Annotated in this window: 18 protein-coding genes; 2 read left to right on the top strand and 16 right to left on the bottom strand. The window is 42.2% G+C overall.

Features of this window, described 5'->3' with window-relative positions:
* Positions 1-23: 23 nt before the first annotated feature.
* The 3 genes from EDD59_RS10885 to EDD59_RS10875 form a co-directional block, all read right to left on the bottom strand.
* Positions 24-1046, bottom strand: a complete 1023-nt coding sequence (locus EDD59_RS10885) for a zinc-dependent alcohol dehydrogenase (RefSeq protein WP_132381750.1) — start codon at positions 1044-1046, stop codon at positions 24-26.
* Between the two features lie 21 nt (positions 1047-1067).
* The gene (locus tag EDD59_RS10880) at positions 1068-1886 is read right to left on the bottom strand and encodes an aldo/keto reductase (protein WP_132381748.1); all 819 of its coding nucleotides are present in this window, start codon (positions 1884-1886) and stop codon (positions 1068-1070) included.
* 87 nt (positions 1887-1973) lie between these two features.
* A complete protein-coding gene (locus EDD59_RS10875) occupies positions 1974-2858 on the bottom strand; it encodes a helix-turn-helix domain-containing protein (protein WP_132381746.1) in 885 nt (294 codons plus the stop codon).
* Between the two features lie 404 nt (positions 2859-3262).
* Between EDD59_RS10875 and EDD59_RS10870 the strand changes: the two genes are divergently transcribed.
* Together EDD59_RS10870 and EDD59_RS10865 are read left to right on the top strand one after the other, a co-directional pair.
* On the top strand, positions 3263-3529 hold the full coding sequence (locus EDD59_RS10870; RefSeq protein WP_132381744.1) for a hypothetical protein: 267 nt from the start codon (positions 3263-3265) through the stop codon (positions 3527-3529).
* A gap of 2 nt (positions 3530-3531) precedes the next feature.
* Positions 3532-4599, top strand: a complete 1068-nt coding sequence (locus EDD59_RS10865) for a M24 family metallopeptidase (RefSeq protein WP_132381742.1) — start codon at positions 3532-3534, stop codon at positions 4597-4599.
* Here EDD59_RS10865 and EDD59_RS10860 read toward each other — a convergent pair.
* The 13 genes from EDD59_RS10860 to yedE all read right to left on the bottom strand — a co-directional run bounded on the left by EDD59_RS10860 (position 4594) and on the right by yedE (position 14671).
* The gene (locus EDD59_RS10860) at positions 4594-5298 is read right to left on the bottom strand and encodes a hypothetical protein (RefSeq protein WP_132381740.1); all 705 of its coding nucleotides are present in this window, start codon (positions 5296-5298) and stop codon (positions 4594-4596) included. The genes EDD59_RS10865 and EDD59_RS10860 overlap by 6 nt on opposite strands.
* Positions 5299-5420: 122 nt before the next feature.
* Entirely contained in the window at positions 5421-6785 is a 1365-nt protein-coding gene (locus EDD59_RS10855; protein WP_132381738.1) for a TIGR04283 family arsenosugar biosynthesis glycosyltransferase, read from the bottom strand.
* Positions 6786-6811: 26 nt separating this feature from the next.
* A complete protein-coding gene (gene arsS / locus EDD59_RS10850; protein WP_132381736.1) occupies positions 6812-7789 on the bottom strand; it encodes an arsenosugar biosynthesis radical SAM (seleno)protein ArsS in 978 nt (325 codons plus the stop codon).
* Between the two features lie 3 nt (positions 7790-7792).
* Entirely contained in the window at positions 7793-8125 is a 333-nt protein-coding gene (locus EDD59_RS10845) for an arsenosugar biosynthesis-associated peroxidase-like protein (protein ID WP_132381734.1), read from the bottom strand.
* A gap of 31 nt (positions 8126-8156) precedes the next feature.
* On the bottom strand, positions 8157-9143 hold the full coding sequence (locus EDD59_RS10840; protein WP_165920910.1) for a heterodisulfide reductase-related iron-sulfur binding cluster: 987 nt from the start codon (positions 9141-9143) through the stop codon (positions 8157-8159).
* A 1-nt stretch (position 9144) separates the two neighbouring features.
* Entirely contained in the window at positions 9145-9834 is a 690-nt protein-coding gene (locus EDD59_RS10835) for a TVP38/TMEM64 family protein (protein WP_132381732.1), read from the bottom strand.
* Positions 9815-10258 (bottom strand): hypothetical protein, encoded by a 444-nt coding sequence (locus tag EDD59_RS10830; RefSeq protein ID WP_132381730.1) that lies wholly within the window; start codon positions 10256-10258, stop codon positions 9815-9817. Before EDD59_RS10830 ends, EDD59_RS10835 begins: the two co-directional genes overlap by 20 nt.
* 26 nt (positions 10259-10284) lie before the next feature.
* Complete coding sequence (locus EDD59_RS10825) at positions 10285-11367, bottom strand: sulfurtransferase (protein ID WP_132381728.1); 1083 nt, start codon at positions 11365-11367, stop codon at positions 10285-10287.
* Positions 11364-11771: a hypothetical protein gene (locus tag EDD59_RS10820; protein ID WP_132381726.1), complete on the bottom strand. Its 408-nt coding sequence runs from the start codon at positions 11769-11771 to the stop codon at positions 11364-11366. The genes EDD59_RS10825 and EDD59_RS10820 overlap by 4 nt, the downstream gene beginning before the upstream one ends.
* Before the next feature lie 12 nt (positions 11772-11783).
* The gene (locus tag EDD59_RS10815) at positions 11784-12491 is read right to left on the bottom strand and encodes a YdjY domain-containing protein (protein ID WP_132381724.1); all 708 of its coding nucleotides are present in this window, start codon (positions 12489-12491) and stop codon (positions 11784-11786) included.
* Between the two features lie 61 nt (positions 12492-12552).
* Entirely contained in the window at positions 12553-13263 is a 711-nt protein-coding gene (locus EDD59_RS10810; RefSeq protein ID WP_132381722.1) for a TVP38/TMEM64 family protein, read from the bottom strand.
* A gap of 107 nt (positions 13264-13370) precedes the next feature.
* On the bottom strand, positions 13371-13574 hold the full coding sequence (locus EDD59_RS10805; protein WP_132381720.1) for a sulfurtransferase TusA family protein: 204 nt from the start codon (positions 13572-13574) through the stop codon (positions 13371-13373).
* Positions 13571-14671, bottom strand: a complete 1101-nt coding sequence (yedE, locus tag EDD59_RS10800; protein ID WP_132381718.1) for a YedE family putative selenium transporter — start codon at positions 14669-14671, stop codon at positions 13571-13573. The genes EDD59_RS10805 and yedE overlap by 4 nt, the downstream gene beginning before the upstream one ends.
* Positions 14672-14716: the final 45 nt, after the last annotated feature.

The following is a 14716-nucleotide window of genomic DNA, read 5'->3' as shown; positions in this document are numbered from 1 at the left end:
ACATGAACGCTCATAAAAACACATTAGTCTTCGGTTTTTACCATGACCATCTTAATCACATCGCTGCTGTCTTCTTTTTGCTTTCTGAAGTACTGCTCAGTGTCCTCCAGTGGGAACGTCTGTGTAATAAAATCTTTCGGATCCACTACTTTGGATTTCAACAACTCCAGCGCCCGTGGGAACCACAGTGCCGGGACTGCATATGATGCCCTCAGCTGCAGCTTTTTAAAATGAAAATCATTTGCATTAAATGTAATATCTCCGTGCTGTAAATCAATTCCCAGAAATCCGATAATACTTCCGTAAACTGCAATCTTCATCATATCAGGAATTACAGAGGGCGCTGCCGTTATCATAATTTTATTCACTCCGCCTCTCGGAAAATTATAATTCGAAAGGTCTGTATCCTCGGTCAGTATAACATCTGTTGCCCCCAACTTTCTTGCGAGTTCAATTCTGGCCTTTGATCTTTTGCTTCTCTGAATTGCATAAATATTCCTTGCACCTGCAGCCTTTGCCAGTGCAATGGTCATCAGACCAATAGGGCCCAGTCCAACGACTGCCACATCGTCATTCAACTCTATTCCTGTTGTATAAAACAAATCCAGTGCAACCCCCAGCGGCTCGGCCAAAGCCGCCTCCTTAAAATCCAGACCGTCAAATGCCACCAGCGCCTGCTCCGGGGCCAGCATATAATCCGCGTATCCACTGATCTCTACATCGTCCAGAATACTTAAGCCGTTGGTACACAAATCCGGCCTTCCATTTCTGCAGTTTTCGCAGACATGGCAGAAGGTCCCGCTTTCAACCACTACTTTGTCGCCTGCCCGAAACCGATAGGAACCGGGGCCATTTTCCACGACAACTCCTGCTATCTCGTGTCCAAAGCTCTGAAATATATCTGCATCAGATTCGGCGGTGTGCATATCCGTACCACACACCGCGCAGGCCCTGACATCCAATAAAACTTGGTTTTCTCCCGGCTCAGGTATATCCGTCTCCCTTATATCAAACTGAAATGGTGATTTTACATATACAACTCTCATCGCTTTACTCCTTAATAATTGTTAAAAGTCGAAATTATCCGGATCTGCCCCCACACGAAGGTTTTTGTTCAGCTGATTGATTGCCGCCATATCCCCATCAGCCAGTTCAAAATCGAAAACATCAAGATTAGAAACAATTCTGTCTTTATGTGTAGATTTTGGAATTACAATGACACCTCTCTGAATATCCCAGCGCAGTACAATTTGAGCAGGTGATTTTTTATATTTCCCTGCAAGTTTATTTAAGGTCTCATCCTGGAGCACATTACCGCCTGTCCCTCCAAGCGGACTCCACACTTCCACCTCAACTCCCATAGATTTATTCAGATCAATCAATTCCTGGTTATTCATATAAGGATGAGATTCAATCTGATCCACAACGGGCTTCACATGGGCAATTTCGTGAATCTTCTGCAGGTGTCCCTTGTGGAAATTACTCAGTCCGATGGCCTTGATTTTTCCTTCCTGATACAGCTCTTCCATGACCAGCCATGCCTTCTCAAACTTATCCACCGGCCAGTGAATCAGGTACAAATCTACATAATCTGTTTTTAACGCTTTCAGGCTTTCTTCAAAAGCTTCTTTTGTTCTCTCTGCACGGATATCATCGTTCCACAGCTTTGTGGTGAGAAATATTTCTTCTCTGGGCACCTTGCTCTCCAGTATCGCCTGCCCTACATCCGCCTCATTTCCATACACCTTTGCAGTGTCAATATGCCGATAACCTGCCTCCAGTGCCCATTTTACAGCATTCACCGTATCCTCGCCTTTGGGGGTCTGAAAAACTCCAAGTCCTAACTGAGGGATCTCGATACCATTATTAAGTTTAATATTTTTCATAGCCTTCCACCGTATCCTTTCTTTGCTCATGTGTTTTCAGTAACAGTTATTGTCAACTGACTCAATTGTATCATTACTTTTCCTGCTTTACAATTCTTCTCTTGAATTTTTTCTGTATGAACCAGGTGTTTTTCCACACGCATTTTTAAAGACCTTTCCAAAATAAGCCCCATCCGTAAACCCTGTCTGAAATGCAATATCCATAACCGGTATATCTGTATCTCGAAGCAATTTCTTTGCCGCCTCGATCCTGTACTCCTGCAAATATTCGTAAGGTGTTTTGTGTATACAATTTTGAAAACAACGGAGACACTCCCGCCCACTGACAGAAGCCGACAAAGCGATGTCCTCAAGAGATATTTTTTCTTTATAATTCTGCTGGATAAAAGTCATCATTGCCTGAATCCGCTCCTGATTTACTCTCTTTACCGGAAATCCATTATTTTCCTCATTTTTCAACTGCTGCATCAAGAGAAGCCACATTTCTGACAAACAATTTCTTGTCTGAAATTCTGTATTTTTTTTCCTCTGCAGGGCAGATAACTGATTCAATTTCTTCAACATTTCCTCTTGCTCTGTATTTTCACCGCGAAATCCCATAATTTCCAGCTTCTTATTCTGCATAATTGGATTCAGATATTTTGTTTCAAAGACACTCTTGAAATGTCCTCCCAAAAATACAGCATGAAACAAATGGGATTCCACCCAGCCCGGCCTTTCACCCTTTATATTTTCCATAGTCGCCAATACGTTTGTATTCATAAAGAACCCATCCTTTTCACGAAAAACATAACTGGCATTGGGGGTGACCACCCTCACGCTGCCTTTCAAAACATAATCAAATTCCAGTTCCTCATGCCAGTGCCACGGTATTTTTGTGTTTTTTAAATCAACAGAATGAAAGGCATACGGATAATCCGCAAATAAATCCTCAATCTCTTCATTTTGATTTCCCTTAACTTTAATCTTCATGTCTCCTCCCTCCGCTTAAACTATAACTGTTCAAAAAGACCTGGTAGAATATTTGTGTCCTTCTGACCAATTATATCACATTTTTATATTAACGTACTTTATTAGTCTATATAATTATACTATTTGTCTGTTTTATATATACTATATTTTAATTATTTTCACTATGATTATATTATGATACCGGGGTCAAAAGGTATTTTGCCCCTTGACACCTACGGATTGCTACGCACTTTGTGCTCCCGCAATCCTAAAAACATTCGAAATCCGCCCTGCTCGGGCTACTTTCTCATGTTTTGCGGGTCCCAAAGTCATGCTTTTTCATGCAAAGCATGAAACGCATGACCTTTTGACCCTGGTATCATGATTATATTATGAAATAATTTCAAAGTAAAGGAGACCTGTTTATGTATTTTGAAACATATGAAAAGCTAAAACAGTACGCTGCGCTATATCCTGACCGTATAGAGTCTCTTACACAAAAGGCTCTGGATAAAATGAAATTTGAAAATGATACATTGACTGTTAAAAATGTGGCCTTAAATAATTTGACTTGCCCATCAATTGAGAATATACTGGACGTTAAAGGGGCGCTCGTGAAACCTCACTCCCCCAAAATCTACAGTGCAAAGCTGCAGACAAAACATTCAAAAAATAGAAACGGAGATGTCTGATTATGAACGAAAAGAAGTTACTCACCTACATGAAAGAACACAGCATTGACGCATTTTACGTAGCAAAAAAGGAAAACGTCCGCTTCATCAGCGGCTATACCGGAGATGACAGTTCACTGCTGATTACCGAAAATGGATACTTTTTTCTGACAGACCCCAGATACACGGAGCAGGCCGGCTTAGAGTGTCCTGAATATGTTATCAAAAACTGGCGTACCCCCGGAAAGACAAAGGGTGATATGGTAGGTACACTAGTCACTGAAAAGAAGCTGTCTAACGTTGCCTTCGAATCGGATTTCTTAAGTTACGCAGATTTCTTAACCTTCCAGGAAAAGGTTCCCACGACTCTTGTGCCCTGTTCAGGCGTTATTGAGGAGATGCGTCAGGTAAAAACAGAAGAAGAAATTCAGTATATGAGAGATGCCTGCGAAATTTCCTGCAGGGCACTGGAACGACTGATGCCTCTCATCAAACCAGGGATTACAGAAAAGGAACTTGCTGCAACCCTTTCTCTTTACATGGTGCAGGAAGGCGCAGACACAATGCCTTACGGAAATATCCTGATATCAGGTGCAAAGACCTCTCTTCTCCACGGTATTCCATCTGAAAAGGCAATCAAATACGGTGATCTTGTACTGATGGATTTCGGGTGTCAGGTAAATGGATATATGTCAGACATGACGCGCACCTTTGTGGTCGGTAAAGCTACTGAAAAGCAAAAAGAAGTGTATGCCCTTTGTAAACAGATGACAGAAGAATCTACGGAGATCACAAAGGCTGGAATCACCGGAAAAGAAATTTATCTCAAATCTCTCGAAGCCATCCAGGATACTCCTTATATGGGCTATCAATACAACAATATCGGCCATGGAATTGGGCTTTTTGTGCATGAGGGGCCTTTTGATTCCATAACAGACACCACTCCTATTCCCGCAGGAAATGTGCGGACTATCGAACCAGGCATCTACATACCACAGTGGGGCGGCATAAGAATCGAAGACCAGCTCCTGGTGACAGAAGACGGGTATGAAAACATGGTGCGCTTTACACACGATTTAATTGAATTATAAAGCAGGGCAAAGTTTCCTGTCCCAATAATAAATAGCTGCCTTAAGGGCAAACCGTCCCCGGCAGGAATGCTGGTTGAACTGTGTCATCAGGTTTCTCCACTTGAAACCAACACCTTTTCCTTCCGGGATATTTTGGTTTTCCCGTTCCGGCACCCGGGAGATATAAAGTGACAGGTGCGAAAGTGTGACATTCCAGTCCCCATTTCTGTACCTGTCCGCCAATGTATGTGAGCTCAGAAAGGCATTTTGTTTCACCACATCAGGATACATTTTCTGGACCAGCCGGCTGACGAGAGCCGACAGCTTCTTCTCACTGTTCACCGTTCCGGTTTTATCAGAAATTCTCAACAGTTCTTCACCGAGCAGTCTGCTTCCCTGCACTGCGAAAGTTTTCAGTCCAGATTGTTTTTTTCTGCGTCTTTTCAGGAAAAGATATAGACTTATGACACAGAAGCCATACAGCATAGATAATATCCTCTGGGGGAGCATAGATGCAGGATATGGCTGGGCTTGCAGCATTACAAAAGCAAAGCCATACATAAAATGGGATCTTGGAAGAAAATCATCTTCATAAAAGTATACGAGAATGAACATACAGACAACATTTAAAAAGATACACAGCACATAGTTCATGCTGGCCACCGTACCAAATAGACCGCAAATTAAAATTGCCAGATAATTTTTTAAATATGTTTTCACTGACAGCGACGATGCCGTCAGTCCCCGCATATAATACATCAGCAGAATTTAGATAATATAAATTTCAACGATAGACATACATCCTTTCTCCTCACTAGTGGACATGCATTAATTTTTCACCCTCATCTGATATCTCTGTATTCTTCCGCTATTTTTTCAACGGATTCACCCCTCCGATACTTCTTCCTAAGGCTGTACATTTTCCACATGAGTTTTAATTTGGGGACTGTTCCCTTTGGGTATCTCCGGCCAGATGTGTAAATGCGATTTGGCGCCATGCCGATTTTTTCTCCTCTTTTCCTTAGATCCAGGGAGAATTGATAATCTTCCATAATCGGTATCTCCTGAAACATCCCCATTTCAAAAAATAGTTTTCTTTCTATAAACATGCCTTGATCCCCAAATATAATACCACGGACTTTCATACGGTAATTAGAAATTATTCTGCATGTTAACATAAAGAAATTCCCGGATGCAAAAGCGACTCCAAAACCGCCCACCCGGTATTCTTTCATTACATATCGGATTTGCTCTAATAGATTTGACGGCAGTTTACTGTCACAGTGCAAAAAAAACAGAATATCGCCGTGGCTCGCTTTCGCTCCTGCATTCATCTGGCAGCCTCTTCCTTTCTCCGTACTTATGACTTTAAACTCCTTTTTTATTTTCTGAAGAGTTCTGTCCGTACTTCCCCCATCGGTAAAAATAATCTCACACTTATCTTTTATTGATTCTAGCTGCTTCTGGATATAACCGATTGTTTTTTCTTCATTGTATGTTGGGATAATGATTGAAACTTTCCGATGGTTTAATATGAATCTCCTGGTATTTTCGCTGTGTTGTCCTCTTTGCTGGCTTATGAATCTTTTCCGCCATCTCAAACTGTTTCTGTATCTTTCTGTGAACCCATGTAAATCCTCGGGGCAATCCATATCTGCAAGCCGAGGAATATAGGCAATGGAGAGATTTTTATCTTTCAGCGCGTCGACGGTATTCTCAAACACTGTTTCATGCCCGTAAGTCTGATTCTCAAAGGCCGCTGTATACAGCTGTTTCATCCCTATCAGATAATATCCCCCATCCGGGGTCGGGCCCAGTACAACATCCTGCGTTCTCAGCTTTTCAAAAGCATTTTCCAGATAAGAGGCTCTCAGTTCAGGGATATCGGTCCCAATTAAAACACAAGCCCTGTAACCGTCTTCAAAAACTTCCTGAAGAGCATTTTTCATTCTCTCTCCCAGGGAACTGCCTTTCTGCTCCCTGTATTTCACAATTTTCCCAAAAATGGGAAACAGAATATTCTGCTTCCCTTCCGGTGTGAAAAATACATATAAATCTCTGCCGGTCTTTTGGCATTCTCTTACTATATCTTCCAAAAAACATATATGGAGCTGAGCACATTCTTTTTCTGAAAAATATGGCATCATTCTGGTTTTTGTGTGCCCCGGAATAGGTATCCTTGTAAATATAAGAATTGCTTCTTTCATGTTACTGATTCCCCCCTCCGGCTTTTTTATTCTTCTGTGGCCCCGCCGCAGCTGGATCCTTGTCCGGCAGTACAGGCATAACAGTGCCTGCCAAAACATACTTCTCTCGGGGTATAATCCTTGTTTATTATATCAAATATATCTTCTCCTGTCGAGACTGGAATGCCTGCTGCCTGATTAAAGTCGCAGTCATAAAGCGCTCCATCATAGCCCACCGACAGCTGAAAGCGGCACATCATGCCCGGCAGCGTTGACGGATTAAAAGCATTGTAAAGTTTATGCATGTAACTCTCAAGGTTCCCGCTATTTACCAGAAAAGTCCCAAACCTTCCGGTCGGATTATTCGTAATTGTAAACAACTGGTTAAACGTGATTCCGTACTTCTCGCCAAGCTTTTTCTTATACTCTTGCTCCATGGCACCCTGCTCGGGCGGGAAAAATGCACCTGCCGGATTATATACCATATTTAACACCAAGTTGGGGGCTTCTCCGTATCCTAATCTGTTCAATTCCTGAAGCACCTTGATTGCTTTGTTAAATGTACCGCTTCCCCGCACTTTGTCCATTCTGCCGGCCTCATAATAGGGCAGAGAGCAAACCAGTTCTACTCCATTTTCTGCATATAGGCGTATTAGATGCCTGTACCTTTCCTCCAGCAAAATAACCAGATTTGTACGTACAATGACATGTCCGGATATTTTGCAGGCTTCTTTTAAGAACCATTCAAAATCTGGATTCATCTCCGGAGCACCTCCGGTAATGTCAATAGTTGAAAGCCGCTGTTTTTTGTAAACTGCAAGGCAGGCTTCCATGACCTCCTTTGACATTACTTCTTTTCGTCCGGGTCCTGCTTCCACATGGCAGTGCTTACAGGCAAGATTGCACATTTTGCCCAGGTTGACCTGAAGAACATCCATTGAATCGGCCGTATTCTTTACTCTATCATCGGATATCATTTCAGAAAAATCCGCTATATCTGTTAATTTTTCCAGTTGTTCCAACATTTTTTATAACTCCAGTTTCTTAACAATATTTTTCATTTGTACTCCGTGAACCAGTGTCGCACCGCCTCTGATGGCAGCTGCCACGTGAACTGCCTCCGTCATCTGCTCCTCACTGACACCCTTATTTAAGCAGTCATTCGTATAGGAATCAATACAATACGGGCACTGTACTGCATGAGCCACGGCCAACGCAATGAGAGATTTTTCTCTTGCTGTCAGCGCACCTTCCTCAAAAACAGCACCATAATAATCAAAAAACTTTTCCGCTAGTTCCGGAGCTTTCTCTCCTATTGCTCCAAATTTTCCCAAATCCGACGGATTGTAATAAGTATCCATGTTTCTTCTCCCTCCGTATCTTTGTTCTGTTCTATTTGAACTTTGTTTTCGCACGATTTAGAAGCGACTTTTTTATATCAGCCTCCTCTTTACTACCTGTGATTTCCGCAAGTATATGATGCACATTACTACCCCCTGTTCTTGTCAGATTTCCTCCACAGGTTCCGCAATAGGTATAGATGTCTTTGTATTTCTTTTCTTTTATGCTCTGGGGTAATCCTTTTGCCAGTTCAGGTTCCCTTACGCCGGCACAGCCCCCCATGCCGCAGCACTGCACATCCTCAAGCAAATCCACTTTTTTCGGTAAAAAGGCTGCCATATGCTGCAGCCATTCCCCCGCCGCTCTGTCAGGGCAGGGCTGAAAAATATGTATTTCCTCTTCCTCCAGCTTTTTTCCTATGCCCAGTTCCCTGAGCTTCTCATAAATACTGACCACTTTCACTTCTAATTTATTTCTCAGGAAATAATAACAATTGGGACAGACCATTATAGCCTCGGTCACCTCTGCTTCGAGAAAATGGAAATTTATCTTCTGTATAATCCTTTCGGCCTCCCGGCTTTTTCCAATCTCCTCTATGGGTTTCCCACAGCAATCAAAGACAATCCCTGTCTCCTGTTTTTCATTCAGCATTTTATAGACCAACTGCGTTGTCTTCGGATAAGAAGAAGGAAAATTACATCCTGGAAACAGAACAGAACCTTTTTGAATATGGCGGTAATTCTGAAACAAATATTTTTCTTTTTCCTTTATGAGAAGTTTATATCCCTTCTCGTCTATTTTTCCTCGGTTTTTTTTCACTCTTTTTTTCCGGATATCTAGAATAATCTCTCTCCCGTCAATTTTTATCGGACACACTCTGCTGCATTTCCCACACAGAAAGCAATGATATGCCAGTTCTTCTAGCCTCCCTGTATTTCCGATATCAATATCATATTTTCTTAAAAAGATACAGCTTTTAGTGCATTTACCACAGTGAATACACTTAGATGCATCCAATATCATATTCTTATTGTCCACTTTACTTTTCCCCTTCATCTGCCGTAACATATTTATTTTGGAAAAACTTTCCCACACTGATGACCACTATCGCAAGCAAAACCGCCATGCCTATATACAGCCAGCGGTTCTCCTTGTCAACCAATCCGGCAGTTCCAAAAGTATACATGGCAGTCCCGGGAATCATGAAAAGAAGAGAAAACAAAAAGTATGTACCAAACCTGATGTCTGTTATCCCATACGCAAAGTTTTGGAGATTAAAGGGAAACAGCGGAACCAACCTTGTGATCATTAATACAAAGATTTCATTTTTGCCGCTTTCAGCAAACAGCAGCTTTTTTAAGTATTTATTTTTCATTGCCACCGGCTTAATGCTGTCCTGCAGAAAGAATCTTCCTGCAAAAAATGCAAGGCCGGCGCCGATTGTTGTGGCAAGGGAACAGCACACTGTACCGAGCCAGGGGCCGAACAAAACTCCCGCGAGAATAGCGAAGGTTATACCCGGAAGAGCCAGCACTACACATCCGACTACTGTGATTACTGTATAAAGCCCCACCGCAAGCCAGATATTATCCTCTACCAGTGTTTCCAAAAACTTCAGATTTTTCGCGTCACTCAAGTAGGAAGACCAGCCGAAAATGGAGTTTAGAACTAAAACAAGTACAATAATTCCGGCAAAAATCAATACTTTTTTATTTATTATTTTTTTCATTTCGTCTCCTGATGAGGAATGTCCCCGCTTTTACAATCTGCAGAAATGCAGCTGCACCATATAATGCGCTTACAAGGTAATATGAACGCTGAATCTCTCTGGAGAAGACAAGAGTATACCATACATACAATACCGTCAGCAGTATTACGGCTCCTGCCATGATATACTCCCCTCTTCCCATCTCTTGTATTTTTTGAAAAAACAGTATAAGGAACGCCACTGTCAGAATACTGAGTGTGATAATCCCGATATAAGACAACATTCTCATAGGATATTTAGTTTCCCATGAGTAATTTTTATAAGATACATATCGCGCCATCCCCATTTTCTTTCTTGTAAAATAATCTACGATATAGGCACCCGCCAAACACAGCACCTCCAATACCGTATCTACAATGTACAATCTCTTGCCTGCTTTTGTCATAATATCTTAACCTCGCCCTTTGTCACCTATTTTGCAGCTTTATCGTTTGACAATCCTCCAACTGTTATATATTCAACATTGTCACTTGCAGGATCTCCTACCTGAACTGGATTGGAGTCATCCATCTGCCATACAAACCAGCCTCCGTCATACAGACTCATATTTGTATATCCTTCCTGATACATAATCAGAAACGGAATGGTAGCTCGCCAGCCTGTCCCGCAGTAGAAGGCAAGATCATCATCCAGAGAGGCGCCGGACTCAGAAAGGTAATTTTTCAGGACATCTGTTCCCACTGTATTGCCATTCTTGTCTAAGTAAGAACCATCGTCTGTATCGTGTCCCCAGATAGCTCCTTTTGGCTCTCCTGCCTTATCTATATAGCTGTATCCACTGGTTTTTCCTAAAAATTCATCTTTACTGCGGATACTTACCAATTTAAATTTCTCATCATTTTCCTGTTTGTCTTTTACCTGGTCTATGGTAAGGATGTATTCCGGATGAGCTGGTATCTCCACGCCAAAGGCTTCTTTTGCTGTTTTCGGCTCATTGCTTCCGTCCTCAGTGTCATACCCTGCCTTTGTCCAGGCTTCCATACCGCCGTCCAGACATTTCACATTCCCTACACCGGCCCACAAGGCTGTAAAAGCCACTCGGTCATCTGCAGAATTTGTTCCAATATCCCCATAGCATATAACCGTTGTGTCTTTTGTAATACCGAAATCAGTTAAAACTTTTTCAATTTCTTCCCCTGAACGTATATTCCAGTACTGATCCTCTTCAATATTGTCGGTATTCATGTGATACGCCCCGGGAATATGCGCCTCACCATAAACGGGAGAGTCCTTCTCCGTGCCCCAGGAGCATTCCAGAATCACATAATTATCAGACTCGTCCTGATTTCCGTCAATCACACTCTGTACCCATTCAGGTGTTACATAGACCTGCTTTGTATCTACAGCTTCCGCCTCCACTTTCGAGGTCTGCTCTGCGGCAGGCTTTGTGTCCTGTTTTTTTGTATCCTTCTTCTCTTCTTTTGAACTGCAGCCTAATACCGTAAAAGTTGTCAGCATAGTGCAAAAAAGTATTGATAAAATTTTCTTTTTCATAGTGTTCTTCCTTTGTGGTCTCTTTTCTCTCTAATATTTTCCAATATTATAATAATAATCCCTATTATCATAAATGCAATTATGACTTTATTTATTATTGCGAACTTTATTGTGGGCTGATGAATCCCTTCACGCAATAAGCTTGCCGGTACTATCTGCAGACGTTTCCAGCCATATAATGCATAACTATACGCTATGCAAAGAATCATGCTTGTTATCGAAAAGAGAATTCCGGTTTCTCTTTTTTTAGTTGCGATATAGCATAATATTGTCAGAACCAGCCAGCTTCCATAAAAGATATATCCGGTATTGATACGCATTTGAATCCATGTATTGTGAAAGCAGGTCAGTGCGATTGCCATGGCCCATAAAGAGCCGTTATAAAATGCCTTAAACCATCTCATTTTACTCTTTACTTATTCTGCAGGACGAACGGTAATAGTAACTGTAGTTCCGTCGTCCGGGAGAACCTCCTCATTTGCAAAAAACTGTGTTCCGCCTTCGGCCGTGGTTCCCACCGGAAGAGTATTGACAGCAATTCCGGCTGCACAGCTGTCCAGACAGAGGAAACATCCGGCCTGTGTGGATTCTGCCACGTCTCTGTTGCCTGTAAATACAACATTCCAGTCAAAATCTTTGTCTGCTTTTATAACATCCTTGAAAGGAATTTCTTCCTGTCCATCCCATTGAATGAAAAATTCAAGAGGATCCCCTGTGTTTACAATGTTTTTGTCTGCAGACGCTGACATGTCATCCATAGAAACATTGCTATCACCGGATAATCCCAGTTCTTCCAAAGCATCGTTGAAATCCACATTGTAAGCTTTTGCACGGAACATTGACTTATCCGCATTTCCGCCGTCTTCCCCCACGATAGCATGCCGGGTGGGTTCTGTAAAATATGTTCCATTCAATACTGCTTCAAAAGATATTTCTTTTTTATCTGCATCTACAGTCAGATTTTTATATTTCTGTTCACCAGCTGCCTCCGTATCAGCGCTTGCTGCTGTCTGATTGCTCCCCGACTTTGCAGCATCATTTTTTGTTTCTTTCTCCTTGCCTCCACATGCAATAACGCTTAGTGAAAGTACTGCAGTCATAATAAATACAACAACTTTTTTCATCTTCCTTTTCCTCCTGATAAAATGTTTTATTGCAAATTTTTTGTTCTATTATAAATCAGCTTTACTGATCCATATCGTGATTTTTTGCTTCCTGACGTTCCATATAAATCTGACGCAGCAAAACGACAAGTACTGATAATGCAAAGAGAATAAACAAAGCCGTTACAAATAACTTTGCCCCACCTGTAAGCATTCCCCCCACATAAGAATATATAATCGTTGCCGGCAGCTGCCCAATTCCTGTTGCAATAAAAAAGCTGCCAAAAGACATGGACGTCAGGCCTGCCGCATAACTCACCAAATCAAAAGATATAAAAGGTAATAGACGGCAGATTAAAATAGTGTTTTTCCCATGTTTTTCAAAAAATTTGTCTATTTGTTCCAGTCCACCTTTGCTGGTGAGCTTAGTTACTGCATCCCTTCCCAAAATCCGCGCAATAAAAAAACACAATGCCGCACCTGCCATGGCACTGCTCCATGAAAGTAATGCTCCCTTCCACCAGCCAAAAAGATTTGCATTTGCAAATGTAATCAAAAATGCCGGCAGTGGAGCTGCCACCGACTGAAGGAGCATAAGCACAAATGAGATAACTGCTGCATAAGCCCCATAAGAGGCAACAAATTCACTGACCACGGTAAAGTCTCCCGTGGCAAACATGGATATAACGTTATTCAATTGTGTTTTTACAGAAGGTACCATAAAATAGACAAGTACTGCTATAACAATTATCCCAAGAACTAAGAGTTTCCTATATATTTTTTTCTTCTTCATAACACGCTCCCTCGCAAAGGGGTCTGACCCTTTTGCAGACCATTTTCTCAATTGTTTGAAACAATTGAGAATTCGACGGTCAAAAGGGTCAGACCCCTTTTTATGTATCAGGAAATGGTAATTTCAAATCCTTCTTCTGTTTCACTTGACACCACTGTCTTGCCACGGCTTTTTGCAAACTTCTCCACATTTACCTTCTGATGAGGTTCGGTCACAAGAACTTTAATGGGCTCCTTTGTGTTTTTCAGTGCTTCCCCCGCAAGCATCAAAGGTTCCGGGCAGGAAAGCCCTCTGGCATCTACTTCTTTCATGATTTTGCACCTTCTCTCTTATTTGTAAATGCGATAACAAAGCATATAATAATGCAGATAATCAACGCAATCTTGCCATTATTTGTCACAGCACCTGCAATAACTTCCTGCGTCTCCGGATTTAATGCAGTTCCGCTGGACGCAAGTCCAAAATTATGGCTGATTGCTGCTCCCGCAAACATTCCCAGCACTGTTACGGCTGAATCAGAAGAACCCTGTCCTGCCAGAATTAGCTGGCGCAGTGGACACCCGCCTAATAATACAGCTGCAAATCCAACCGCATACATTCCCAGGATATTCCACAAGTGTTGTGAGTGAGCAATAATTCCCGGTGTGTTAAACCCAAACACAAATCTCCCGCTTGCAATGTTGAAGATCAGCATTACAACAAAGAGGCCGCCAATCACTGTCATCAGATCAAAATTTCTCATCAGCATTACATCACGGATGGCGCCTGCAAAACACATCCTGGATTTCTGGGCCAGTGCTCCAAAAATCAGTCCCCCAATCAATGACATGATTAAAGGGGCGTGCATGCTTCCCGGGCCGCTCTCACTCGCTTTCAGAAGAGACGTAAATAGGGCAAGCAGCAAAATACTGAGCATCAATGCCGGAAGTACAACGCCGTTGGTTTTGTGGGTAACATAGGCGCGCCCCAGACTAAATCCCTTTTTTAAAGCGATAACTCCTGTTCCAACCCCAAGGATAAATCCAATTAAAGCAACCCATGCATTTAAGTCTCCCGCAGACATACGGATCACCATGCGCAGAGGACAGCCCAAAAATACTAAACTCCCGATCACAAGAACCATCCCAAGTACAAACCGGATCATCGGCGCAGAACCTGCTGTGGAACTGTACTCTTTCGTTGCCAAGGAAATAATAAATGCTCCCAGTACCAGTCCAATAATCTCCGGACGCGCATACTGTACCACCTCCGCCTGGTGTAACCCCAAAGCTCCCGCAGTATCACGGATAAAACAGGCGATGCAAAATGCCATGTTTGCAGGATTTCCAAAAATAGCCAGACATACGGCAACCAGGCCGCACAGCACACCTGCAAGTGCCAATTTCTTCTTTGAATCAAATAAATTCATAAAAGCTTTCCCCCACTTCATAATATTTTTGCAATTATATCAGAA

Source organism: Muricomes intestini (assembly GCF_004346165.1).
Taxonomy (GTDB): Bacteria; Bacillota; Clostridia; order Lachnospirales; family Lachnospiraceae; genus Muricomes; species Muricomes intestini.
Note: the sequence above shows the minus strand (reverse complement) of the source record. Positions and strands in the feature narration are given on the sequence as shown.